The 23,639-nt window shown below is 69.5% G+C and carries 23 protein-coding genes and 2 pseudogenes; 21 read left to right on the top strand and 4 right to left on the bottom strand.

Features of this window, described 5'->3' with window-relative positions:
* The first annotated feature begins 20 nt into the window (after positions 1 to 20).
* The 8 genes and pseudogenes from IF78_RS0122860 (at position 21) to IF78_RS0122830 (ending at position 6,199) form a co-directional block, all read left to right on the top strand.
* Complete coding sequence (locus IF78_RS0122860) at positions 21 to 1,730, top strand: serine/threonine-protein kinase (RefSeq protein WP_031478020.1); 1,710 nt, start codon at positions 21 to 23, stop codon at positions 1,728 to 1,730.
* Positions 1,731 to 1,792: 62 nt separating this feature from the next.
* Positions 1,793 to 1,918, top strand: coding sequence for a hypothetical protein (locus tag IF78_RS50455; RefSeq protein ID WP_267882943.1), 126 nt, complete (start codon positions 1,793 to 1,795; stop codon positions 1,916 to 1,918).
* The gene (locus IF78_RS0122855; protein WP_031478019.1) at positions 1,918 to 2,793 is read left to right on the top strand and encodes a prepilin peptidase; all 876 of its coding nucleotides are present in this window, start codon (positions 1,918 to 1,920) and stop codon (positions 2,791 to 2,793) included. Before IF78_RS50455 ends, IF78_RS0122855 begins: the two co-directional genes overlap by 1 nt.
* A gap of 73 nt (positions 2,794 to 2,866) precedes the next feature.
* Positions 2,867 to 4,066 (top strand): cyclic dehypoxanthinyl futalosine synthase, encoded by a 1,200-nt coding sequence (gene mqnC / locus IF78_RS0122850; RefSeq protein ID WP_031478017.1) that lies wholly within the window; start codon positions 2,867 to 2,869, stop codon positions 4,064 to 4,066.
* Between the two features lie 7 nt (positions 4,067 to 4,073).
* Positions 4,074 to 4,679: a hypothetical protein gene (locus tag IF78_RS0122845; protein ID WP_031478015.1), complete on the top strand. Its 606-nt coding sequence runs from the start codon at positions 4,074 to 4,076 to the stop codon at positions 4,677 to 4,679.
* 8 nt (positions 4,680 to 4,687) lie between these two features.
* Positions 4,688 to 5,331, top strand: a pseudogene (locus IF78_RS0122840) (glycosyltransferase family 2 protein); the annotation flags it as partial.
* Positions 5,319 to 5,507 (top strand): annotated as a pseudogene (locus IF78_RS46360) (acyltransferase family protein); the annotation flags it as partial. The pseudogenes IF78_RS0122840 and IF78_RS46360, both read left to right, overlap by 13 nt.
* Entirely contained in the window at positions 5,504 to 6,199 is a 696-nt protein-coding gene (locus tag IF78_RS0122830; protein ID WP_031478012.1) for a demethylmenaquinone methyltransferase, read from the top strand. The pseudogene IF78_RS46360 and the gene IF78_RS0122830, both read left to right, overlap by 4 nt.
* A 9-nt stretch (positions 6,200 to 6,208) precedes the next feature.
* On the opposite strand, the gene IF78_RS0122825 is transcribed toward IF78_RS0122830, so the two are convergent.
* Positions 6,209 to 6,547 (bottom strand): PASTA domain-containing protein, encoded by a 339-nt coding sequence (locus IF78_RS0122825; RefSeq protein ID WP_267882942.1) that lies wholly within the window; start codon positions 6,545 to 6,547, stop codon positions 6,209 to 6,211.
* Positions 6,548 to 6,630: 83 nt separating this feature from the next.
* Positions 6,631 to 7,161, bottom strand: a complete 531-nt coding sequence (locus IF78_RS0122820; RefSeq protein WP_031478009.1) for a GNAT family N-acetyltransferase — start codon at positions 7,159 to 7,161, stop codon at positions 6,631 to 6,633.
* A gap of 97 nt (positions 7,162 to 7,258) precedes the next feature.
* Between IF78_RS0122820 and IF78_RS0122815 the strand changes: the two genes are divergently transcribed.
* Positions 7,259 to 8,566: a geranylgeranyl reductase family protein gene (locus IF78_RS0122815; RefSeq protein WP_031478007.1), complete on the top strand. Its 1,308-nt coding sequence runs from the start codon at positions 7,259 to 7,261 to the stop codon at positions 8,564 to 8,566.
* A 10-nt stretch (positions 8,567 to 8,576) separates the two neighbouring features.
* On the opposite strand, the gene def is transcribed toward IF78_RS0122815, so the two are convergent.
* Positions 8,577 to 9,206 (bottom strand): peptide deformylase, encoded by a 630-nt coding sequence (gene def, locus IF78_RS0122810; protein WP_031478005.1) that lies wholly within the window; start codon positions 9,204 to 9,206, stop codon positions 8,577 to 8,579.
* Between the two features lie 90 nt (positions 9,207 to 9,296).
* Here def and IF78_RS0122805 point away from each other — a divergent pair, with 90 nt between their 5' ends.
* The gene (locus IF78_RS0122805; RefSeq protein WP_031478004.1) at positions 9,297 to 11,141 is read left to right on the top strand and encodes a hydroxysqualene dehydroxylase; all 1,845 of its coding nucleotides are present in this window, start codon (positions 9,297 to 9,299) and stop codon (positions 11,139 to 11,141) included.
* An 89-nt stretch (positions 11,142 to 11,230) separates the two neighbouring features.
* On the opposite strand, the gene IF78_RS0122800 is transcribed toward IF78_RS0122805, so the two are convergent.
* The gene (locus tag IF78_RS0122800) at positions 11,231 to 12,058 is read right to left on the bottom strand and encodes a C40 family peptidase (protein WP_031478003.1); all 828 of its coding nucleotides are present in this window, start codon (positions 12,056 to 12,058) and stop codon (positions 11,231 to 11,233) included.
* 714 nt (positions 12,059 to 12,772) lie between these two features.
* Between IF78_RS0122800 and IF78_RS0122795 the strand changes: the two genes are divergently transcribed.
* From IF78_RS0122795 to nuoK, 11 genes are read left to right on the top strand one after another with little or no spacing between them, the layout of a single operon-like run.
* Entirely contained in the window at positions 12,773 to 13,132 is a 360-nt protein-coding gene (locus IF78_RS0122795) for an NADH-quinone oxidoreductase subunit A (protein WP_003974383.1), read from the top strand.
* A gap of 15 nt (positions 13,133 to 13,147) precedes the next feature.
* On the top strand, positions 13,148 to 13,702 hold the full coding sequence (locus IF78_RS0122790) for a NuoB/complex I 20 kDa subunit family protein (protein ID WP_003998928.1): 555 nt from the start codon (positions 13,148 to 13,150) through the stop codon (positions 13,700 to 13,702).
* Positions 13,699 to 14,460 carry an NADH-quinone oxidoreductase subunit C gene (locus IF78_RS0122785; protein ID WP_031478001.1) on the top strand — a complete coding sequence of 254 codons (762 nt, stop codon included), beginning with the start codon at positions 13,699 to 13,701 and terminating at the stop codon, positions 14,458 to 14,460. The genes IF78_RS0122790 and IF78_RS0122785 overlap by 4 nt, the downstream gene beginning before the upstream one ends.
* Entirely contained in the window at positions 14,457 to 15,779 is a 1,323-nt protein-coding gene (locus IF78_RS0122780; RefSeq protein WP_031477999.1) for an NADH-quinone oxidoreductase subunit D, read from the top strand. Before IF78_RS0122785 ends, IF78_RS0122780 begins: the two co-directional genes overlap by 4 nt.
* Positions 15,776 to 16,648 (top strand): NADH-quinone oxidoreductase subunit NuoE, encoded by an 873-nt coding sequence (gene nuoE, locus IF78_RS0122775; protein ID WP_031477997.1) that lies wholly within the window; start codon positions 15,776 to 15,778, stop codon positions 16,646 to 16,648. Before IF78_RS0122780 ends, nuoE begins: the two co-directional genes overlap by 4 nt.
* Positions 16,648 to 17,997: an NADH-quinone oxidoreductase subunit NuoF gene (nuoF, locus tag IF78_RS0122770; protein WP_031477995.1), complete on the top strand. Its 1,350-nt coding sequence runs from the start codon at positions 16,648 to 16,650 to the stop codon at positions 17,995 to 17,997. Before nuoE ends, nuoF begins: the two co-directional genes overlap by 1 nt.
* Entirely contained in the window at positions 17,994 to 20,498 is a 2,505-nt protein-coding gene (locus IF78_RS0122765) for an NADH-quinone oxidoreductase subunit G (protein WP_031477993.1), read from the top strand. Before nuoF ends, IF78_RS0122765 begins: the two co-directional genes overlap by 4 nt.
* Positions 20,495 to 21,859, top strand: coding sequence for an NADH-quinone oxidoreductase subunit NuoH (gene nuoH / locus IF78_RS0122760; RefSeq protein ID WP_031477991.1), 1,365 nt, complete (start codon positions 20,495 to 20,497; stop codon positions 21,857 to 21,859). The genes IF78_RS0122765 and nuoH overlap by 4 nt, the downstream gene beginning before the upstream one ends.
* The gene (gene nuoI / locus IF78_RS0122755; RefSeq protein ID WP_031477989.1) at positions 21,852 to 22,493 is read left to right on the top strand and encodes an NADH-quinone oxidoreductase subunit NuoI; all 642 of its coding nucleotides are present in this window, start codon (positions 21,852 to 21,854) and stop codon (positions 22,491 to 22,493) included. Before nuoH ends, nuoI begins: the two co-directional genes overlap by 8 nt.
* Entirely contained in the window at positions 22,490 to 23,332 is an 843-nt protein-coding gene (locus IF78_RS0122750) for an NADH-quinone oxidoreductase subunit J (RefSeq protein ID WP_031477988.1), read from the top strand. Before nuoI ends, IF78_RS0122750 begins: the two co-directional genes overlap by 4 nt.
* Entirely contained in the window at positions 23,329 to 23,628 is a 300-nt protein-coding gene (gene nuoK / locus IF78_RS0122745; RefSeq protein WP_019756142.1) for an NADH-quinone oxidoreductase subunit NuoK, read from the top strand. The genes IF78_RS0122750 and nuoK overlap by 4 nt, the downstream gene beginning before the upstream one ends.
* The last annotated feature ends 11 nt before the right edge of the window (positions 23,629 to 23,639 follow it).

Here is a 23,639-nt window from a genome sequence, read left to right as displayed (position 1 = left end):
CGGGGGAGGAGTGGGCGCCGATGCAGCCGCTCGGAGTTGACGAGCCGACCGTCGTCGGGCCGTACCGGCTGCTCGGGCGGCTCGGTTCCGGCGGGATGGGGCGGGTGTACGTCGGACGCAGCGCGGGCGGCCGTACGGTCGCCGTCAAGATCGTGCACCCGCACTTCGCGCTGGACGAGGAGTTCCGCGCCCGCTTCCGCCGGGAGGTGGCGGCGGCGCGCCGGGTGGGCGGTGCCTGGACGGCGCCCGTGCTGGACGCGGATCCGGAGGCCGCGGTGCCGTGGGTGGCCACGGCGTTCGCCGCGGGGCCGTCGCTGGCGGCGGCCGTCGCGGGCTCGGGTGCGCTGCCCGCGCATTCGGTACGTGTGCTGGGGGCGGGGCTGGCCGAGGCGCTGGCGGCGGTGCACGAACTGGGCCTTGTGCACCGGGATGTGAAGCCGTCGAACGTGCTGCTGACGCTCGACGGCCCCCTGCTGATCGACTTCGGCATCGCGCGGGCCATGGACGGCACGGCGTCACTGACGTCGACCGGCGTCTCGATCGGCTCGCCCGGCTACATGTCGCCCGAACAGATCCTGGGCAACGGGGCCACGGGGGCGGCGGACGTCTTCTCGCTGGGCGCGGTGCTGGCCTACGCGGCGACCGGGGAGCCGCCGTTCTCCGGGGACTCGTCGGCTGCGCTGCTCTACAAGGTCGTCCACGAGGAGCCCGAACTCGGCTCGCTGGACGGGGAGTTGCGGGAGCTGGTGGCGTCCTGCCTGGCCAAGGAGCCGGGTGCACGGCCCGCGCCGGGGGAGGTGGCTCGGCGCCTGGCTCCGGACGGGGCCGCTCGGGCGGTGGCGGGTGGGTGGCTGCCGGGGCCGTTGGTGGAGCAGGTCAGCCGCAGTGCCGTGCGGCTGCTGAATCTGGAGGCGGGGGACGACGTCCCCTCGGGGCCGGTGGAGTTCAGCCGACAGGCGACGGTCGGGGAGTTCGGGCCGCCGCCGGTGATGCCGGGAACCGCGCCAGGGACCGCTGCCGCCTCCGAGGCCCCCGTCGCCGCGCCCGAACCGCGTGACGCCGCGCCTTCCCAGGGCACGGCTTCGTCTTCCCACGACACGCCCCCGCCTCCTCAGGGCACCGCTCCGGCATCCGAGAACCGCCCGGGCAAGCTCTCCCTCTCCGTCGCGGCGGCCTCGACGCCGGGGGACGGAGGGCGAGGGCGGCGGCTGAGCTGCACGGTGGCGCTCGCGGTGGCGGGGGCGTTGGCGGCGGTGACGGTGGGGTCCGTGTTCGTGTTCGAGTTGCTGCCGGGCGGGGACCAGGACACCAACGCGGATTCGGGAGCGGTCTCGTCCCAGACGCCGGGCGAGGAGGCGTCCGCCACCCCGGCCGCGGGCTCCGTCCCCGCCCGCTACCTCGGCACCTGGGAGGGCGAGGCCAGTGCCCTGGGCGGCAGGTTGCCGGCGGGCACCTTCCGGCTAACCGTGCACAAGGCCGACACCGGCGACGAGTTGGGCACCCTGCGGCAAACGGACCTGCTCGGCGGCACCTGCAACGACGTACTGACCCTGAAAGAGGTGACGGCGAAGGAGCTCGTCGTCACCTCCGTGGGCAAAAAGGGCAACCACAAAGGCTGCAACCCGACCCCGCACACCGTCCGGATCACTCCGGCGGGCGACGACCTGGTGTACCGCTCGGAGAGCGACGCGGAGGGCAATCCCGAGGCGCGGTTGTCGAAGGTCGGGTAGTCACAGGGACCCTCTACTGTGTCTGTCTGCTCAGGTGCGCATGACGACGGGGGAGGGCCACCATGGCGACACCGCAGCCCGACGAGCCGCGGGAGTTGGGCGGTTTCCGACTGCCGCGCGGACTCCGTGCGGGCGGTGAGGGGCGCGTGGCGAACGGCCCGGCCGGCTGCGCGTCGCCGGCCGTCTGATGAGCACCGCCCTGCTGGTCCTCGCCGCCGCGCTCTGGGGTGCGGCGGCGGGGGCGCTGCTGCCCAGGGCCGCGTACCGGTTCTCCGTGCCGGAGGTGCCGGAAGAGTCGGAGAAGGCGGAGGCCTCGGAGGATTCCGAGAAGGCGGAGGAGCCGGAGAAGTCGGAGAAGCCGGAGGAGGGGTGGCGGGAGCGGTGTCCGGGCGGGCATCCCATCGCGGGGTTCGGCGGGGGGTGGATCGGGCGGGCCCGGTGCGGACAGTGCGGGACCGGTTCGCCGTCCAGCTCCGGTTCGCCGTCCAGCTCCGGCACGCCGTACGGCCCGGGCACGTTGTACGGCCCCGGCGCCCCGACGCTCGCCACCGTCACCGCCCTGGTGTGCGCCGCCCTCGCCGCCGCCACCGGCACCCGGCCCGAGCTGGGCGTCTGGCTGCTGCTGGCGCCGGCCGGCGTGCTGCTCGCGGTCGTCGACCTCCGGGTACGGCGGCTGCCCGACCCGCTGACCCTCCCGCTCGCGGCCGCCGCGCCGTTGCTGCTCGGCCTGGTCGCGCTCGTCCCCGAGCACACCGGCGACTGGCCGACCGCCCTGTGGGCCGCGCTCGCGCTCGGTGTCTTCTACTACCTGCTGTGGCTCATCAACCCCGACGGCATGGGCTTCGGCGACGTGAAACTCTCGGTCGGCGCGGGGGCGGTGCTGGGCTGGTACGGCTGGCCGGCGGTCATGCTCGGCACCTTCGCCGGGTTCCTGTCCGGGGCGCTGTACGGCTGGGGGCTCGTGCTGATACGGCGGACCGGGCGCAAGTCGGCGATCCCGTTCGGGCCGTTCCTGCTCGGCGGGACGTTCGTGGGGCTGCTGATCGGGGCGTACGCGGCCTGACGTCGGCCGCCCTCGGTGCCTGGCGTACGCTGGATCAGTCCGTCCACAACCCTTGATGAAAGGGACGCCGCCGGTGACCGAGAAGGCCGACCTTCAGTCCGTCCTCGACCGTGCCGCCGCGGGCGGGCGCATCACGCCCGAGGAGGCGCTCGACCTCTACCGGGACGCGCCGCTGCACGCGCTCGGCGCCGCCGCCGACGCCGTGCGCCGCCGCCGGTACGCGGGCACCGAGCACATCGCGACGTACATCATCGAGCGCAACATCAACTACACGAACGTCTGCGTGACGGCGTGCAAGTTCTGCGCCTTCTACGCGCCGCCCACCGCCAAGGACAAGGGCTGGACCCGCGACCTGGACGACATCCTGCGCCGGTGCGCCGAGACCGTCGAGCTGGGCGGCACCCAGATCATGTTCCAGGGCGGCCACCACCCGGACTACGGCGTCGAGTACTACGAGAAGCACTTCGCCGCCATCAAGAAGGAGTTCCCGCAGCTCGTCATCCACAGCCTGGGGGCGAGCGAGGTCGAGCACATGGCGCGGATCTCGAAGGTGAGCGTGGAGGAGGCGATCCAGCGCATCCACGCGGCCGGTCTCGACTCCTTCGCGGGCGCCGGCGCGGAACTGCTCCCCGAGCGCCCGCGCAAGGCCATCGCGCCCCTGAAGGAGTCCGGCGAGCGCTGGCTGGAGATCATGGAGACGGCTCACCGGCTGGGCGTGGAGTCCACCTCCACCATGCTGATGGGCACCGGCGAGACCAACGCCGAGCGCATCGAGCACCTGCGGATGATCCGTGACGTACAGGACCGGACGGGTGGCTTCCGCGCCTTCATCCCGTACCTCTACCAGCCGATGAACAACCACCTGAAGGGCCGCACGCAGGCCACGATCTTCGAGTACCTGCGGATGATCGCGATCGCCCGGCTCTTCATGGACAACATCGCCCACATCCAGGGCTCCTGGCTGACCACCGGCCAGGACGCCGGGCAGCTGACGCTGCACTACGGCGCGGACGACCTCGGCTCGGTCATGCTGGAGGAGAACGTCGTCTCGGCGGCCGGTGCCAAGCACCGCTCCAACCTGCAGGAAATGATCGACATGATCCGTACGGCGGGGCGGGTCCCGGCCCAGCGCTCCACCACGTACGAACACCTCGTCGTCCACGACGACCCGGCGAACGACCCCGTCGACGAGCGGGTCGTGTCCCACATCTCCTCCACGGCGATCGAGGGCGGCACAGCCCACCCCGAGCTGAAGATCCTCGCGTCCAACTGACGTACTCGTGCTGACGATTCACGCGGACTCCAGAGGGCGGGCGCTCGCCGTGAAGGGCGCGTGGATCGCCGACACGGGGGAGTTGGTGGAGCTCGTCGCCGCCCATCCGCGGGCCCGGGTGCGGGAGTGGCCCGGCATCCTCACGCCCGGACTGATCAACCTCCACGGCAACGAGCTGCTGGAGGAGGCGTACCACCCCGACCCGCGCGAGGCCGACGAACTGGGCACCGAGCCGCTGACCGGCGACGCGCTGGCGGCCCTCGCCATGGACGACGCCCGCTGGGGCGCGAGTGCGCGGCGCGCGCTTCAGCGGATGCTGGCGCACGGGACGGTCCGGGTGGCCTGCGAGGAGTTGCGTAACCGCGCGGTACGGGACGCGGTGCACCGCTCGGGTCTGGCGGTCATGGGCCGACTCGGACGCCCTGGCGGGACCCCGGCGCTCGACCCCTACCGCTCCGGGCTGCCGGTGGAGTTCGCGGAGCCGAGGGAGCGGAACTCCGCAGCCCACTTCGCGGTGTTCGACGTACAGGACGAGGCGGAACTGCCGGAACGCGGCGCGGGAACGTGCGTGGCGACGGTGGTGGATGGGCGGTTGGTGTACCGCCGTCGGTGAGTCCGTGCATCGTGGTCGACGACGGTTCCACGGACAACACGTCCGAGATCGCCCGCAACGCGGCCCACGAACTCGGCATGACCAACATCCGCGTCATCCGTCAGGCGACCCAGAGGTCGGCGCGGTCGCCGACAATGCCAAGGTCGGCAACCGCAACACCGTCATCGGGGCCTGGCAGCACATCGAGTACGTGATGGGCTTCAACCTCGACCGCCGCATGTACGACCTGCTGCGCTGCATGCCCACCGTCCCCGGCGCGATCGGCGCGATCGGCGCGATCGGCGCGTTCCGCCGTGACGCGGTCCTGCAGGTCGGCGGCATGAGCGAGGACACGCTCGCCGAGGACACCGACATCACCATCGCCATGCACCGCGCGGGCTGGCGGGTCGTCTACCAGGAGCACGCGCGCGCGTGGACGGAGGCGCCGGGCTCGCTCAAGCAGCTGTGGTCGCAGCGCTACCGGTGGTCGTACGGCACGATGCAGGCCCTGTGGAAGCACCGCAAGTCCCTGACGGACAAGGGTCCCTCGGGCCGCTTCGGCCGGGTCGGCATGCCTCTCGTGGTCATCTTCCAGATCATCACTCCGGTCTTCGCCCCGCTCATCGGCGTCTTCACGGTCTACTCGATGATCTTCGTCGACTTCACCAGTTCTGGAACGTCCCCGCGTTCGAGAAGTACCTGCCGCTGGAGAGCCAGTGGTTCATGTTCGGCATCGGCTGGACCCTGATCGCGGTGTTCGTGCTCCTGTGCGGCTGGGTGGAGGACGTGGCGGCCAAGAAGAAGCCGACGCTCCTCCCGGGAGGCCGTACTGCCACAATGGGCCCGTGACCCGCGCATCCCTGGACAAGCAGCCGCACGAAGTCGCCTCGATGTTCGACAACGTGGCGGAACGGTACGACCTGACCAACGACGTGCTGTCGCTCGGCCAGGACCGCAGATGGCGCAAGGAGGTCGCCAAGGCCGTCGACGCCCGCCCCGCGCAGAAGGTCCTCGACCTTGCCGCGGGGACGGCCACCTCCTCGCTGCCCTTCGCGCAGACCGGCGCCTACGTCGTGCCCTGCGACTTCTCCCTCGGCATGCTCCAGGTCGGCAAGCGCAAGCACGCCTGGCTGCCGTTCACGGCGGGCGACGCGACGAGGCTGCCGTTCAAGGACGACACCTTCGACGCCGTGACGATCTCCTTCGGGCTGCGCAACGTCCAGGACTTCGACACCGCCCTGCGCGAGATGTACCGGGTCACGAGGCCCGGCGGCCGGGTCGTGATCTGCGAGTTCTCGCACCCGACCTGGGCGCCCTTCCGCACGGTCTACACCGAGTACCTGATGCGCGCCCTGCCGCCGGTCGCCCGCTCGGTGTCCTCGAACCCCGACGCGTACGTCTACCTCGCCGAGTCCATCCGGGCCTGGCCCGACCAGCCGGCCCTCGCCGAACGCCTGCGCAAGGCGGGTTGGTCGAAGGTGGCCTGGCGGAACCTGACGGGCGGGGTCGTGGCCCTGCACCGCGGTTTCAAGCAGGCCTGAGCGTCGGTTTCAAGCCGAGCTGACAACGGGGTACGGGTCCCCGGGCGCGTCCAACTCGCGCTGCAGCCCACCCGACGGCGGCCGAGGGATGCGTGGCTCGCGTACGCCTCCGCCGCCCTCGCCGTCGCCGAGGTCGAACCAGATGTAGACCATCGAGTCCCGCGGCACCTCGGCACCGGGCTGGGGGTATTGACGTACGACGTAGTCGACGACCGTGAGGTGGAAGTCCGGCCGGTCCGGTGCGTTGAGGAGCAGGCCGTGCGACTTCGCTGCCTCGCGCGCGTCCATGGCCATCAGACCGACGAGCTTCGGCACCCGCACCTCGGGCGTTTTGGGTGTTATACGCACAGATGTCACCCCCAGCGGTATTGGCAGGGTAACCGCCCGGGGGTACCGTCCGGAAGCGCTAAGTGCCTTTCTGTAGCAGTCGGTTACTCAGAGTCATCGTGCGGTGAGGGCAGAGCCAGCCGGTAGCAGTGCCCCTTCTGCTGCCCGTCCGGCGTGGTGAACACCTCGGCGAGCTCCATCCCCAGCCGCCGGGTCACCGCGATCGACCGCGCATTGCGTGCGTCGACCATCGCCACCACACTCGGCACCCCGGCCGCCCGCACCCGCTCCAGCGTCAGCCGCGCGGCCGCCGTGACATACCCCTGGCCCCAGTACTCCCGCCCGAGCCGCCAGCCGATCTCGATCTCCCCGACGGGACCCCAGTCCCGCTCCCACGGCTGGGCGCCGGTGAAGCCGATCACCCGTTCGTCCTCGTCGAGCACGGTCCACAGGCAGAACCCGCGCTCGGCGTCGTGCCGGCGCTGGCGGGCGGTGAGTTCCTCGTAGACGGACAACTCCGCGGCCTTGCCGCCGTGGAACTCCATGACGTCCGGGTGGGCGAAAGCCCGGTGCCAGGCGACCGCGTCCTCGTCGGTGGGCACACGCAGCCGTACTACGGGGAGAACTCGGTTCACAGGGCAGCCCTTCAGCCGGGTGATCAATTCTGCTGAATAGACTGCCCATGTCCAGTGCCGGTCGGCACGCAGATTTCGAACCTGGGGAGATCCAGCCGTGACCGTTGTGACCGAGCCCCCCTCCTCGCCCCTCTCCGAGAACACCGCCGATGTGATCGTCGTGGGCGCGGGGCCGGCCGGCTCCACGACGGCGTATCACCTGGCCAAGTCCGGCCTCGACGTACTCCTGCTGGAGAAGACCGAGTTCCCGAGGGAGAAGGTCTGCGGCGACGGCCTGACCCCGCGCGCGGTCAAACAGCTCGTGGCGATGGGCATCGACATCTCCGAGGAAGCCGGCTGGCTGCGCAACAAGGGCCTGCGGATCATCGGCGGCGGTGTGCGCCTCCAGCTGGACTGGCCGGATCTCGCCTCCTTCCCCGACTACGGCCTCGTCCGCAAGCGCGACGACTTCGACGAGCAACTCGCCCGCCAGGCCCAGAAGGCGGGCGCCCGGCTCTACGAGCGCTGCAACGTCGGCGCCCCGATCATCGACGACCGCACCGGCCGGATCACCGGCGTCCACGCCAAACTCGGCGAGGAGAAGCGCGAGGTCACCTTCCACGCCCCGCTGGTCGTCGCCGCCGACGGCAACTCCACCCGCCTGTCCCTGGCGATGGGCCTGCACCGCCGCGAGGACCGCCCGATGGGCGTGGCCGTACGGACGTATTTCGAAAGCCCCCGCCACGACGACGACTACCTGGAGTCGTGGCTGGAGCTGTGGGACCGTCGTGGCCCCGGCGAGGACCGCCTCCTCCCCGGCTACGGCTGGATCTTCGGCATGGGCGACGGCACGTCGAACGTCGGCCTGGGCGTGCTCAACACCTCGGACTCCTTCAAAGAGCTGGACTGGCGCGAGGTGCTGAAGGCCTGGTGCGCCTCGATGCCGGAGGACTGGGGCTACACCCCGGACAACATGACCGGCCCCATCCGCGGCGCCGCCCTGCCCATGGCCTTCAACCGCCAACCGCACTACACCAAGGGCCTGCTGCTGGTCGGCGACGCCGGCGGCCTGGTGAACCCCTTCAACGGCGAGGGCATCGCCTACGCCATGGAATCCGGCCAGATCGCCGCCGACGTCATCGTCCAGGCCCACGCCCGCTCGACGCCCGCGGGACGTGAACTGGCCCTCCAGCGCTACCCGCGCGTCCTGAAGGACACCTACGGCGGCTACTACACGCTGGGCCGCGCCTTCGTGAAGCTCATCGGCAACCCGAAGGTCATGAAGATCGCGACCCAGCGCGGCCTGACCCACCCGCTCCTGATGAAGTTCACCCTCAAGCTCCTGGCCAACCTCACCGACCCGACGGGCGGCGACGCGATGGACCGGATCATCAACGGGCTGAGCAAGGTGGCACCGAAGGCCTGACCGGCAGAGCCTAAGGCCTGCCGAGGGCCTCGATGTTGGCGGACCGGCGCGCGAAGACCTCCTCGCGCCGGTCCGCCACCTGCCGCAGCGCCTCCTTCCGCTCCCGCCTGGAAAGCCGGTCCAGATAGACCTGCCCTTCGCAGTGATCGGTCTCGTGCGCGAGGCAACGGGCGAAGTACCCGGTGCCCTCGATCACGAGGGGCTCGCCGTCCTTGTCGAAGCCGCGTACCACGGCCCGGTCCGGGCGCGGTACGTCCATCACCGCGCCCGGCACCGACAGGCACCCCTCGCTGTCGTCGAGGAGCCGGCGGTGTGTGGCGTCGGGCGCCTCCAGCACCGGATTGACGATGTGCCCGACGTGCCGGACCCCGTCGTCGTCCGGGCAGTCGTACACGAACAGCCGGAGATCGACGCCGACTTGATTGGCCGCGAGCCCGGCCCCGTCGGCGATGTACATCGTCAGGAACATGTCGTCGATGAGCGCGGCGAGATCCGGCCCGAACTCGGTGACGTCCCGGCACCGCTTGTGCAGGACGTCCTCACCCGCTTCGGTGATCCTGCGCACCGAGCCGCGCCGGGCCTCGGGCGCGAGCTGCGGGTACGACTCGACGGGCCTGCCCTGCACGAACACGCTTGGCATGGCTGCTTCTCCCTGTGGTTGTGAGGATGCTGTAGGTGACCGGGAAACGGGCTTCCGACCTTCGGAGCCCCTCCCTACCCTCCGGGAATCATGACAACAGAACACACCCAGGAGCCCCAGGAGAAGACAGACCGCGCCCCATCCGGCCACACCCGCAGACGCTTCCTCACGGCCACCGCCGGAGCCGCCCTCGCCGTAAGCGCCTTAGGAACGGCCGGCACAGCGTCCGCGGCGGCCCCGTCCGGCAACTCCGGCAGACGCGTCGCCGTCCTCGGCGGCGGAGTCTCCGGCCTGAGCGCCGCCCACGAACTCGCCGAACGCGGCTACGCCGTCACCGTCTACGAGTACTACGACGCCCTCGGCGGCAAGGCCCGCTCGATGCCCGTCCCCGGCACGGCCGCCGGTGGCCGCGCGGACCTCCCCGCCGAGCACGGCTTCCGCTTCTTCCCCGGCTTCTACCGGAACCTGCCGGACACTATGCGCCGCATACCCGTGCCCGGCAACGCGAACGGCGTCCACGACAACCTCGTCAGCGGCACCGAGGCGCTGTTCGCCCGCGCCGGCGGCCGCCCCGACCTGCACTTCCCGCTCCGCCGCGCCACCACCCCGCCGCGCCTCGGCGACCTCACCCCCGGCTGGATCCGCGACCAGATCCTCTCGGTGCTGGACCTCGGCACCCGCCTGCCCGCCCACGAGGTCGCCTACTTCGCCGACCGCCTCCTCGTCCACCTCACCAGCTGCGACGCCCGACGCGAGGAGCAGTGGGAGAAGGTCGCGTGGTGGGACTTCATACGAGCCGAGGAGATGAGTGAGGAGTACCAGACCGTCCTCGGCATAGGCCAGACCCGCAACCTCGTCGCCACGCGCGCGGAGGTCGCCTCCACCCGAACCGTCGGCCGGATCATCATCGAGGCCCTGCTCCTGTGGGGCCTGCTCGGCCGCGGCATGGACGGCGACGCCGACATCGACCGCGTCCTCAACGCCCCCACCAGTGAGGCCTGGATCGACCCCTGGGAGACCCACCTGCGCTCCCTCGGCGTCGAGTTCGCCCTCGGCTCCCAGGTGCGTGAGGTTCTGCACGACGGCGGCCGCGTGACCGGCGTCCGCGTCTCGGCCCGCGACGGCGGCGACGAACGTACCGTCACCGCCGACCACTACATCTCCGCGCTCCCGGTCGAGCACGCGCGCATGACGTGGGGCCCGGCCCTGCGCGCGGCGGACCCGCAGCTCGCGCGGTGCGACGCCCTCCAGACCGACTGGATGACCGGCGTGATGTTCTATCTACGCACGCCCACACCGGTCGTGCACGGCCACATCAACTGTCTCGACTCGCCCTGGTCGGTGACCGCTGTCGGCCAGGCCCAGTTCTGGGACGGACGGGACTTCTCCCGCGACTACGGCGACGGCCGCGCCCACGACTGCCTCTCCGCCATCATCTCGGAGTGGGACAAGCCGGGCATTCTCTACGGCAAGACCGCCAAGGAGTGCACCAAGGAGGAGGTCGTCGCCGAACTCTGGGCCCAGTTGAAGGACGGCCTCAACGACGCGGGCAAGACCACGCTGCGGGACGAGGACCGCCTCGGCTGGTTCATGGACCCGGCGGTGACCGGTCTGGGCGGCCCCGACCCGCAGAACCGCGAGCAGCTCCTCATCCACCCCTCGGGCACCCTCTACAACCGTCCGACGGCCCGTACGAAGGTCCCGAACTTCTACCTCGCGGGCGACTACGTCCGCACCGACGTGGACCTGGCGACGATGGAGGGCGCCAACGAGTCGGCCCGCCTCGCGGTCAACGCGCTCCTGGACGCGGACAATTCGGACGCCGACCGCTGTGAGATCCGAGAGCTGTACCGGCCCCCGGAACTGGAACCCCTCAAGCGGATCGACGAGGTGCGCTACAAGCTGGGCCTGCCCAACACCTTCGACCTCGGATAGGGCACAGGGTCACCTCGGACAGGACGGAGGGGCCGCTGCCCCCGAGCGGCTGCGGCCCCTGCCGTACGACTGCGCTGTACGACCGTACGTCAGAGCACGCGCACCGCGCCCGTCGCCGGGTAGCCGGAAAGGTCCTGGATGACGACGCCCTTGGACGGGTTGGCCGCGTCCAGGTACTGGCCGTTGCCGATGTAGACGCCCACGTGGTACGCGGAGCCCTTGGCGCCCCAGTACAGGATGTCGCCCACCTGGAGGTTGGACAGCGACACCTCGGTGCCGGCCATCGACTGGTCCTGCGAGACCCGCGGCAGGTCGACGCCGACCTGCTTGAACGCGGCCTGGACCAGGCTGGAGCAGTCCCACGCGTTGGGGCCGGTGGCACCCATGACGTACGCGTCGCCGACCTGCGCCTGGAGGAAGGAGATGACGGTCCCCACGCTGCCGCTCGCGGGAGCGGACATGCTCGTGCTCGCGGAAGCGGACAGGGTGGCCCGCTCGGCGCTGCGCGAGGCGGCGGCCTCGGCGGCGGCCCGGCGAGCCTCCTCCGCCTTCTTCTTCGCCTCGGCCTTCTTCTTGGCCTCGGCGAGGTCCTTCTTGGCTTCCTTGGCCGCCGCGGCGGCGGCCGCGTCACGCTCGGCGTCGAGCTCGTAGTTCGCCGCCGCCAGCTGGGTGGCGTCCGCGGGCTGGGCGAGCTGGGTCGCCAGGTCACCCGTGAGGGTGGGCAGTTCGATGGTCTGGGTCACCGGCTCGGCGGCGTTCGCCGTGGCCGACGCACCCGCCGCTGCCATGCTGAGGACGCCACCGGCAACTCCGGCACGCATCGCGATGGACGACGACGCGCTGCGGCGGGGCTTCCGGTGGCTACGTATGTGAGCGGTGTGGGACATGAGAACAACGGGTATCAGGGGCTCCTCCATACCTTCAAGAAACGTGTGCTGCGCCACAGTTGTTCAATCGGCGCCCCAATTCCCCGGCGCACCACTCTTTATTGACGCCGTAACGGACATTGCGGACGCAGCCCTGCACGCCCGTGATCACGGCCTTTCATCATTAAGTCCGGATTGCCCGCCGCCTACCACTTGTTGGGACCGGTGGCCAAGCCCGGTTCTCAGAGGTCTCTCATTGATGTGGTGGAGGTCACGCAACGATTACGGCGTCGTGCGCGTCCTGTGTCCGAATCCCACCCCGTGTCGCTCGTGAACGTGTGCACGCGTCCACATCTCGCTCCAAAGCTCCCTCCGAGGTGTGAACGCGCTCCCCTACCAAGGCGTTCTGTCCAACACCAATTTGCATGCAAGGGAACTCTCTTGATATTGAGACGCCCCTTCCGAGCTGCGCCGACGAGCGAAAATGTCACCTCTGGTGATCACTCGGACGCTTCTTGTACGAAGATCGCCGCTCATCCAGCTTCATGATCCTTCGTCAGGTGGTGGAGATCACAAAGCTTGTGCAATACCCCGTGTCGCAGATCACAGAGCGGCGGGCATAAGATGCGAGGCAGTTGGGCTTGTGACCTGCTTCACATGTTCTCGATCTTCGCCGGGACGAGCGGGGCTCCTGGGATCGGTGGGGCGGTTGTGAGTCCAGTGCAACCGCCAGCAGTCAGTGCCGACTGAGAGGAGCGAGGAGCGGTGAACGCGTATGCGCCCATCCTCGTACTGGGAGCCCTCGGGGCAGGCTTTGCGATCTTCTCCGTGGTCATGGCCACGCTGATCGGTCCGAAGCGATACAACCGGGCCAAGCTCGAGGCGTACGAGTGCGGTATCGAGCCGACCCCCACGCCGGCCGGCGGCGGGCGCTTCCCCATCAAGTACTACCTGACGGCGATGCTCTTCATCATTTTCGATATCGAGATCGTCTTCCTCTACCCCTGGGCCGTCACCTTCGACGCCCTGGGGATCTTCGGGCTCGTGGAGATGCTGCTCTTCGTGCTCACCGTCTTCGTCGCGTACGCGTACGTATGGCGGCGCGGCGGCCTGGAATGGGACTGAGGGGCCTTTAACGACATGGGACTCGAAGAAAAGCTGCCGAGCGGATTCCTGCTGACCACCGTCGAGCAGGCCGCGGGCTGGGTGCGCAAGGCGTCCGTCTTCCCGGCCACTTTCGGCCTCGCCTGCTGCGCCATCGAGATGATGACCACCGGCGCCGGCCGCTACGACCTGGCGCGCTTCGGCATGGAGGTCTTCCGCGGATCCCCGCGTCAGGCCGACCTGATGATCGTCGCCGGCCGGGTCAGCCAGAAGATGGCGCCGGTGCTCAGGCAGGTCTACGACCAGATGCCGAACCCCAAGTGGGTGATCTCCATGGGGGTCTGCGCCTCCTCGGGCGGCATGTTCAACAACTACGCGATCGTCCAGGGCGTCGACCACATCGTCCCGGTCGACATCTATCTCCCCGGCTGCCCGCCACGGCCGGAGATGCTGATGGACGCCATCCTCAAGCTGCACCAGAAGATCCAGACCTCCAAGCTCGGCGTGAACGCCGAGGAGGCGGCCCGCGAGGCGGAGGAAGCGGCGCTCAAGGCCCTGCCCACGATCGAGATGAAGGGGCTGCTGCGGTGAGCGACGCGAACGGCACCAACGGGGCGAACGGGTCGAACGGGGTCAACCCCGAGAAGGACCTCTCCGCCTCCAACCTCCCCGGCCAGCGCGGCGAGGGCGGCGAGGAGATCCGCGTCCAGCGCGGCATGTTCGGCGCCGACAACGGCGGCGACACCTCCGGCTACGGCGGCCTGGTTCGCTCGGTCCGGCTCCCGGGACCGGCGAGCCGCCCGTACGGAGGTTGGTTCGACGAGGTCGCCGACGAACTCGAGGGCGCGCTGGAGGAACAGGGCCTCCTGCCCGAGAACGCCATCGAGAAGACGGTCGTCGACCGCGGCGAACTCACCCTCCACATCGAGCGCGAGCACCTGGTCCGTGTCGCCCGCACCCTCCGCGACGACCCGGCCCTGCGCTTCGAACTGTGCACCGGCGTCAGCGGCGTCCACTACCCGACCGACAAGGGCCGTGAGCTGCACGCCGTCTACCACCTGCGCTCGATCACCCACAACCGGCTGATCCGCCTCGAAGTCAGCGCCCCCGACAGCGACCCGCACATCCCGTCGCTCGTCTCCGTGTACCCGACCAATGACTGGCACGAGCGCGAGACGTACGACTTCTTCGGCATCGTCTTCGACGGTCACCCCGCCCTGACGCGGATCATGATGCCGGACGACTGGCAGGGCCACCCGCAGCGCAAGGACTACCCCCTCGGCGGCATCCCCGTCGAGTACAAGGGCGCCCAGATCCCGGCTCCGGACCAGCGGAGGTCGTACTCGTGAGCACGCAGTCAGCATCCGCCCGCGAAACCACCGAAGGCACCGTCTATACGGTCACCGGTGGCGACTGGGACGAGGTCGTCGAGTCCGCGGCCCGCGCCGACGACGAACGCATCGTCGTCAACATGGGCCCCCAGCACCCCTCCACCCACGGGGTGCTGCGCCTGATCCTGGAGATCGAGGGCGAGACCGTCACCGAGGCCCGCTGCGGCATCGGCTATCTCCACACCGGCATCGAGAAGAACCTCGAGTACCGGACCTGGACGCAGGGCACCACGTTCGTGACGCGCATGGACTACCTGACGTCCTTCTTCAACGAGACCGCCTACTGTCTCGCCGTCGAGAAGCTCCTCGGCATCGAGGACCAGATCACCGAGCGCGCCAAGATCATCCGGGTGCTCCTGATGGAGCTGAACCGGCTCTCCTCCCACCTGGTGTGCATCGCCACCGGCGGCATGGAGCTCGGCGCCACCACGATCATGATCTACGGATTCCGTGATCGTGAAATGATTCTCGACATCTACGAGCTCATCACGGGCCTGCGCATGAACCACGCGTACATCCGGCCCGGCGGACTCGCCCAGGACCTGCCGCCCGGCGCGGTGGACCAGATCCGCGAGTTCGTGAAGAAGATGAAGAAGAACCTCCCGGAGTACGACAAGCTCGCCACCGGGAACCCCATCTTCAAGGCCCGCATGCAGGACATCGGCTATCTCGACCTGGCCGGCTGCATGGCCCTCGGCGCCACCGGCCCGATCCTGCGCTCCACCGGCCTGCCGCACGACCTGCGCAAGGCACAGCCGTACTGCGACTACGAGACGTACGACTTCGAGATCCCGACCGCCGACACCTGCGACTCCTACGGGCGTTTCCTGATCCGCCTGGAGGAGATGCGTCAGTCGCTCGGGATCGTCGAGCAGTGCCTGGACCGGCTCCAGCCCGGCCCGGTCATGGTCGCCGACAAGAAGATCGCCTGGCCCGCCCAGCTCGCTCTGGGACCCGACGGGCTCGGCAACTCCCTCGACCACATCAAGAAGATCATGGGCACCTCCATGGAGGCCCTGATCCACCACTTCAAGTTGGTCACCGAGGGCTTCCGCGTCCCGCCGGGACAGGCGTACGCGGCCGTCGAGTCGCCCAAGGGCGAGCTCGGGGTGCACGCCGTGTCCGACGGCGGCACCCGTCCCTTCCGGGTCCACTTCCGCGACCCGTCGTTCACCAACCTGCAGGCCATGGCGGCGATGTGCGAGGGCGGCCAGGTCGCCGACGTCATCGTCGCCGTCGCGTCCATCGACCCCGTGATGGGAGGCGTCGACCGGTGACCACCTCTTCTTCCGAGCGGGGCGTCAGCCTGGGCATGCCCGAACTGCCCGCGCCCGGCTACCCGGACGACGTTCGAGAGCGGCTCGAGAGGGACGCGCGCGACGTCATCGCCCGATACCCGGACTCCCGGTCCGCCCTGCTGCCGTTGCTGCACCTCGTGCAGTCGGAGGAGGGCCATGTCACGCGCACCGGAATGCGGTTCTGCGCGGACATGCTCGGCCTGACCACGGCCGAGGTCACCGCGGTCGCCACCTTCTACACCATGTACCGGCGCAAGCCGAGCGGTGACTACCAGGTGGGCGTCTGCACCAACACCCTGTGCGCGGTGATGGGCGGGGACGCGATCTTCGAGGAGCTCCAGGAGCACCTGGGCGTCGGCAACGGCGAGACCACCGACGACGGCAAGGTCACCCTGGAGCACATCGAGTGCAACGCGGCCTGCGATTTCGCGCCGGTCGTGATGGTCAACTGGGAGTTCTTCGACAACCAGACCCCGGCGAGCGCCAAGCGCCTGGTCGACGACCTGCGCGCGGGGCGGCCCGTCGATCCGACGCGCGGGGCCCGGCTGTGCACCTTCAAGGAGACCGCGCGGATTCTGGCCGGCTTCCCCGACGAGCGGCCCGGGGCCGTCGAGGAGAGCGGCAGTGCGGGACCGGCGTCGCTGGTCGGCCTCCGCCTGGCCAGGGGAGAGGCCGCACCCGCGCGCGTGGTCCATCCGCGGGAGGGCGGCCCGCACGAGGGGCCGCAGGACAGTGCGGTGCACGAGCCGTCGCCGGCCGAACACCTCAGTTCGCATGACGCGCCGCAGGACACATCGGCATCCGACCCCGGCCATCCGGCAGGGCCTACCGCCGAGGAGGGGGAGTGATGACCTTGGCACCCGAGCTGAAAGACACCAGCCCCGAGAAGTTGCTCGCACCCGTGCTGTCGGCCTTCTGGGACGAGGACAGGTCCTGGACGCTGGACGTCTACAAGAGGCACGAAGGATACGAGGGACTTCGCAAGGCGCTCGCCATGTCGCCGGACGACCTGATCGCGTACGTCAAGGACTCAGGTCTGCGCGGGCGCGGCGGCGCGGGGTTCCCGACGGGAATGAAATGGCAGTTCATTCCCCAGGGTGATGGAAAACCGCACTATCTAGTTGTCAACGCCGACGAATCGGAGCCCGGAACCTGCAAGGACATTCCGCTCCTCTTCGCGAACCCGCATAGCCTCATCGAGGGCATTGTCATCGCGTGTTATGCCATCAGGTCTTCGCATGCCTTCATCTATCTGCGTGGTGAAGTCGTCCCCGTCCTGCGGCGGTTGCACGAGGCCGTGCGCGAGGCCTACGCGGCGGGCTACCTCGGCGAGAACATCCTGGGCAGTGGCCTCGATCTCGAACTCACCGTGCACGCGGGCGCCGGCGCGTACATCTGCGGTGAGGAGACCGCACTGCTCGACTCGCTCGAAGGCCGCCGTGGTCAACCGCGGCTTCGTCCCCCCTTCCCTGCGGTGGCAGGTCTTTACGCCTGCCCGACTGTTGTGAACAACGTCGAGTCGATCGCGTCGGTTCCCGCGATTCTGCATCGGGGCAAGGACTGGTTCCGGTCGATGGGGAGCGAGAAGTCCCCGGGCTTCACGCTCTACTCGCTCAGCGGCCATGTCGCGAGCCCCGGCCAGTACGAGGCACCCCTCGGCATCACACTCCGCCAGCTCCTCGAGATGAGCGGCGGCATGCGCCCGGGCCACCGCCTCAAGTTCTGGACACCGGGCGGTTCCTCGACGCCGATGTTCACCGACGAGCACCTCGACGTCCCCCTTGACTACGAAGGGGTGGGCGCCGCCGGTTCCATGCTCGGTACGAAGGCGCTCCAGTGCTTCGACGAGACGACCTGCGTCGTCCGCGCCGTCACCCGCTGGACCGAGTTCTACGCCCACGAGTCCTGCGGCAAGTGCACGCCCTGCCGCGAAGGCACGTACTGGCTCGTGCAGTTGCTGCGCGACATCGAGGCCGGCAAGGGCGTGATGAGCGACCTCGACAAGCTGAACGACATCGCCGACAACATCAACGGCAAGTCCTTCTGCGCCCTCGGCGACGGTGCCGCCTCGCCGATCTTCTCCTCGCTGAAGTACTTCCGCGAGGAGTACGAGCAGCACATCACGGGCCGTGGCTGCCCCTTCGACCCGGCCAAGTCGACGGCCTGGGCCGACCACCGCACGGAGGTGAACGCATGACTGTGACCACCAGCGCTCCCTCCGGAGGGGGAGAGGCGGCGGTCCCGCCGGAAGATCTCGTGACACTGACGATCGACGGCATCGAGATCAGCGTGCCGAAGGGCACCCTGGTCATCCGGGCCGCCGAGCAACTCGGCATCGAGATCCCCCGCTTCTGCGACCACCCCCTTCTCGACCCGGCCGGCGCCTGCCGCCAGTGCATCGTCGAGGTCGAGGGCCAGCGCAAGCCGATGGCGTCCTGCACGATCACGTGCACGGACGGCATGGTCGTGAAGACGCACCTCACCTCGCCGGTCGCCGAGAAGGCCCAGAAGGGTGTGATGGAGCTCCTGCTCATCAACCACCCGCTGGACTGCCCGGTCTGCGACAAGGGCGGCGAGTGCCCGCTGCAGAACCAGGCCATGTCGCACGGGCACGCCGAGTCCCGCTTCGAAGGGCGCAAGCGGACGTACGAGAAGCCCGTGCCGATCTCCACACAGGTGCTGCTCGACCGTGAGCGGTGCGTGCTGTGCGCCCGCTGCACCCGGTTCTCCAACCAGGTCGCGGGCGACCCGATGATCGAGCTGGTCGAGCGCGGCGCGCTCCAGCAGGTCGGCACCGGCGAGGGCGACCCGTTCGAGTCGTACTTCTCCGGCAACACCATCCAGATCTGCCCGGTCGGCGCGCTCACCTCGGCGGCGTACCGGTTCCGCTCCCGCCCCTTCGACCTCGTCTCCTCACCGTCGGTGTGCGAGCACTGCTCCGGTGGCTGCGCGACGCGTACGGATCACCGGCGCGGCAAGGTCATGCGGAGGCTCGCGGCCAACGACCCCGAAGTCAACGAGGAGTGGATCTGCGACAAGGGCCGGTTCGGGTTCCGGTACGCCCAGCAGCGTGACCGGCTCCAGACGCCGCTCGTGCGCAACGCCGAGGGCGATCTCGAACCGGCTTCCTGGCCGGAGGCGCTGCAGATCGCGGCCCAGGGGCTGCTCGCCTCGCGCGGCCGGACCGGGGTCCTGACCGGCGGCCGGCTCACCGTCGAGGACGCCTACGCGTACAGCAAGTTCGCGCGCGTGGCGCTCGACACCAACGACATCGACTTCCGCGCGCGTGTGCACAGCGGCGAGGAGGCCGACTTCCTGGCGGCCCGGGTCGCGGGTCACGGCCGTGACCTCGACGGTACGGGCGTCACCTACGCCTCCCTGGAGAAGGCACCGGCCGTCCTGCTGGCCGGGTTCGAGGCCGAGGAGGAGGCGCCCGGCATCTTCCTGCGGCTGCGCAAGGCCTGGCGCAAGCACGGCCAGAAGGTCTTCTCGCTCGCCACCCACGCGACGCGCGGCCTGGAGAAGGCCGGCGGCACGCTGCTGCCCGCAGCTCCCGGCACCGAGACCGAGTGGCTGGACGCGCTCGCGAGCGGGGTCGGCCTGGAGGGGGACGGTGCGAAGGCGGCCGAGGCACTGCGCGCCGAGGGCGCGGTGATCGTCGTCGGCGAGCGGCTGGCCACTGTGGCGGGCGGGCTCACCGCCGCCGTACGGGCCGCGACCGCGACCGGCGCCGAGCTGGTGTGGATTCCGCGCCGGGCGGGGGAGCGCGGTGCCGTCGAGGCCGGTGCGCTGCCGTCGCTGCTGCCGGGCGGACGTCCCGCGACCGACCCACGCGCGCGCGAGGAGGTCGCCGCCGTCTGGGGTCTGTCCGATCTCCCGCACCGCTACGGCCGTGACACCGGACAGATCGTCGAGGCCGCCGCCACCGGCGAACTGCAGGCCCTGCTGGTCGCGGGCGTCGAGGTCGCCGACCTGCCCGACCCGGCACGCGCGCGTGAGGCGCTCGCCGAGGCCGGGTTCGTGGTGTCGCTCGAACTGCGGCCGGGCGAGGTCACTCAGCGCGCCGACGTCGTCCTGCCCGTCGCCGCGGTCGCCGAGAAGGCCGGCACCTTCCTCAACTGGGAGGGCCGGGTGCGCTTCTTCGAGGCCGCGCTCAAGCCCGACCAGATGACCCGCCGCCTCGCCCCGACCGACGCGCGCGTGCTGCAGATGCTGGCCGACGCCATGGACGTACACCTCGGTCTGCCGGATCTGCGCACGACGCGCGCGGAGATCGACCGGCTCGGACCCTGGGACGGACCTCGGGCCACCGAACCCCTGGCGATCGCCGACCAGCTGCCGCGACCGGCTGCCGGTGAGGCCGTTCTGGCCGGGCACCGGCTGCTGCTCGACCAGGGCCTCCTCCAGGAGGGCGACGAGGCTCTCGCCGGTACCCGGCACGCCGCCCACGCGCGCCTGTCGGCCGCCACGGCTGCCGAGGCCGGCGTCAAGAGCGGCGACGTCCTGGCTGTGACCGGCCCCCGCGGAGTCGTCGAACTCCCGCTGCAGATCACCGAGATGCCCGACCGGGTGGTCTGGCTCCCGCTGAACTCCACCGGCGGCGGCGTCGCCTCCGACACCGGGGCGCTGCCCGGCTCACTCGTCCGCATCGGCCCGGCGACCCTTGCGGCCGAGTCCCCGAAGGAGGTGGAGGCATGAACCCGTACCTCGCCGCTGAAGACCTCTCGATGTTCGGCCGCGACCCCTGGTGGCTGGTCGTCATCAAGGCGGTGTTCTGCTTCGCCTTCCTGATGGTGACCGTGCTGTTCTCCATCGTCTGGGAGCGCAAGGTCGTCGCCTGGATGCAGCTGCGCATCGGCCCCAACCGGCACGGCCCCTGGGGAATGCTGCAGTCGCTCGCCGACGGCATCAAGCTGATGCTCAAGGAAGACGTCATCGTCAAACGCGCGGACAAGGTGGTCTATGTCCTCGCACCGATCGTCGCGGCCATCCCGGCCTTCATGGCGATCGCGGTGATCCCGTTCGGCCCGGCCGGCAACGAGATCTCGATCTTCGGCCAGCGCACCACGATGCAGCTCACCGATCTGCCGATCGCGATGCTCTACATCCTCGCGGTCGCCTCGGTCGGCATCTACGGCATCGTCCTGGCGGGTTGGAGTTCCGGATCCACCTATCCGCTGCTCGGTGGTCTGCGTTCCTGCGCGCAGATGATCTCGTACGAGATCGCCATGGGCGCCGCCTTCGCCTCGGTGTTCCTCTACTCCGGGTCGATGTCGACCTCGGCGATCGTCGAGGCACAGCAGGACCGCTGGTACATCGTCCTGCTGCCGGTGTCCTTCCTGATCTACATCGTGACGATGGTCGGTGAGACCAACCGTGCCCCCTTCGACATGCCGGAGTCCGAGGGCGACCTGGTCGGTGGCTTCAACACCGAGTACTCGTCGATCAAGTTCGCGATGTTCATGCTCGCCGAGTACGTGAACATGGTGACGGTCTCGGCCGTGTCGGTGACGCTCTTCCTGGGCGGCTGGCGGGCCCCGTACCCGGTCAGCTCCTTCTGGGAAGGCGCGAACCACGGCTGGTGGCCGCTGCTGTGGTTCGTGATCAAGGTTCAGCTGCTGCTGTTCTTCTTCATCTGGCTGCGCGGCACGCTGCCGCGCGTCCGCTACGACCAGCTGATGAAACTCGGCTGGAAGGTCCTCATCCCGGTCTCCGTCGTCTGGCTGATGCTCGTCGCGACCGTGCGGACTCTGCGCAACGAGAACTACGAATTCGCCGACATCGCCCTCTACGTCGGCGGTGGCGTCCTCGCGCTGCTGATCCTCTCCTTCGTCGCGGACATGTTCCGCGAACGGACGAAGGTGGGCGCGCAAGGCGTCGAGGAGCCCGCCGCCTTCGACGCGATGGCGGGCGGATTCCCCGTACCGCCACTGCCCGGACAGGAGCTTCCGCCGGTGCCGCGGCGCCGCCCGCGCCGGGAGCGGGAGCTGATTGTCAGTGGCGGGCCCGATACTCAGAGTGACGGATCTCTGGATGGAAAGGAGGCGTCCGATGGCTGAGGAGCCCAAGGAGACCAAGCCCGGTTTCCTGAACCCCGTGGCCGGCTTCGGCGTGACCTTCAAGGCCATGTTCAAGAAGCGGCTGACCGAGCAGTACCCGGAGCAGCAGAAGACCACCGCTCCGCGCTTCCACGGACGGCACCAGCTCAACCGCCATCCGGACGGCCTGGAGAAGTGCGTCGGCTGCGAGCTGTGCGCCTGGGCCTGCCCCGCCGACGCCATCTATGTGGAGGGCGCCGACAATACCGACGAGGAACGCTACTCGCCGGGCGAGCGGTACGGCCGCGTCTACCAGATCAACTACGCCCGCTGCATCCTGTGCGGCCTGTGCATCGAGGCGTGCCCCACGCGCGCGTTGACGATGACCAACGAGTTCGAGCTCGCCGACTCCAGCCGCGCCAACCTCATCTACACCAAGGAGCAGCTGCTCGCCGGCCTGGAAGACGGCATGGTCGACACGCCCCACGCCATCTACCCGGGGACTGACGAGCAGGACTACTACCGGGGCCTGGTGACGGAGGCCGCGCCCGGCACCGAGCGCCAGGTGGCTCTCTCCAAGGGAGAGGTGCCCCAGGAGGCCGCCTCGACCTTCGGCGAGGACGAACCGGCGTCGGAGAAGGTGATCGGCCGATGACCGAGCAGCTCGCCGCCTACTCCACCTCCACCGGAGAGGCCGTCCAGTTCTGGATCCTCGGGACCGTCGCGGTCATCGGCGCCCTGTGCACCGTCTTCATGAAGAAGGCCGTGCACAGCGCGCTCTGCCTCGCCGGTACCATGATCGTCCTGGCGGTCTTCTATCTCGCCAACGGTGCCTACTTCCTGGGCGTCGTGCAGATCATCGTCTACACCGGCGCGATCATGATGCTGTTCCTGTTCGTGGTGATGCTTGTCGGTGTCACGGCCGCGGACTCCCTGAGGGAAACCATCAAGGGCCAGCGGTGGCTGGCCCTCCTCTGTGGGCTCGGATTCGGCATCCTGCTCGTCGCGGGCATCGGGAACGCCGCGCTCACGGAGTTCAACGGCCTCGCCCAGGCGAACGCGAACGGCAATGTGGAGGGCCTCGCCGCCCTCATCTTCACCAAGTACGTCTTCGCCTTCGAGATCACCGGCGCCCTGCTCATCACGGCCACCGTCGGCGCCATGCTGCTCACCCACCGCGAGCGCACCGAGCGCGCCAAGACCCAGCGCGAGCTGGCCGAACAGCGCGTCCGCGAGGGCAAGCACGTTCCGCCGCTTCCGGCGCCCGGGGTGTACGCCCGGCACAACGCCGTCGACATCGCCGGCCTGCTGCCCGACGGCACCCCGTCCGACCTCACGGTCAGCAAGACGCTGCGCGAGCGCGGCCAGATCCGGGACGTGTCCGCCGAGGCGCTCAACGACCTGCGGGCCCTGGAACAGCGTGCGGAGGAACGGCTGGAGCGGACAGCGATCGAGCCGTCGACCTTCAAGCGGCCCGAGGAGGCATCGAAGTGAACCCGGTCAACTACCTCTATCTCGCCGCCCTGTTGTTCACGATCGGTGCCACCGGCGTGCTGATCAGGCGCAACGCGATCGTCGTCTTCATGTGCATCGAGCTCATGCTCAACGCCTGCAACCTCGCGCTGGTCGCCTTCTCCCGGATGCACGGCAATCTCGACGGCCAGATCATCGCCTTCTTCACGATGGTCGTCGCCGCCGCGGAGGTGGTCGTCGGGCTCGCGATCATCGTGTCGCTGTTCCGTTCCCGCCACTCGGCCTCGGTCGACGACGCCAGCCTGATGAAGCTCTGAGGGGTCGGAAG

The organism is Streptomyces bicolor, assembly GCF_000719285.1.
In the GTDB taxonomy this organism is placed as follows: Bacteria; Actinomycetota; Actinomycetes; order Streptomycetales; family Streptomycetaceae; genus Streptomyces; species Streptomyces bicolor.
Note: the sequence above shows the minus strand (reverse complement) of the source record. Positions and strands in the feature narration are given on the sequence as shown.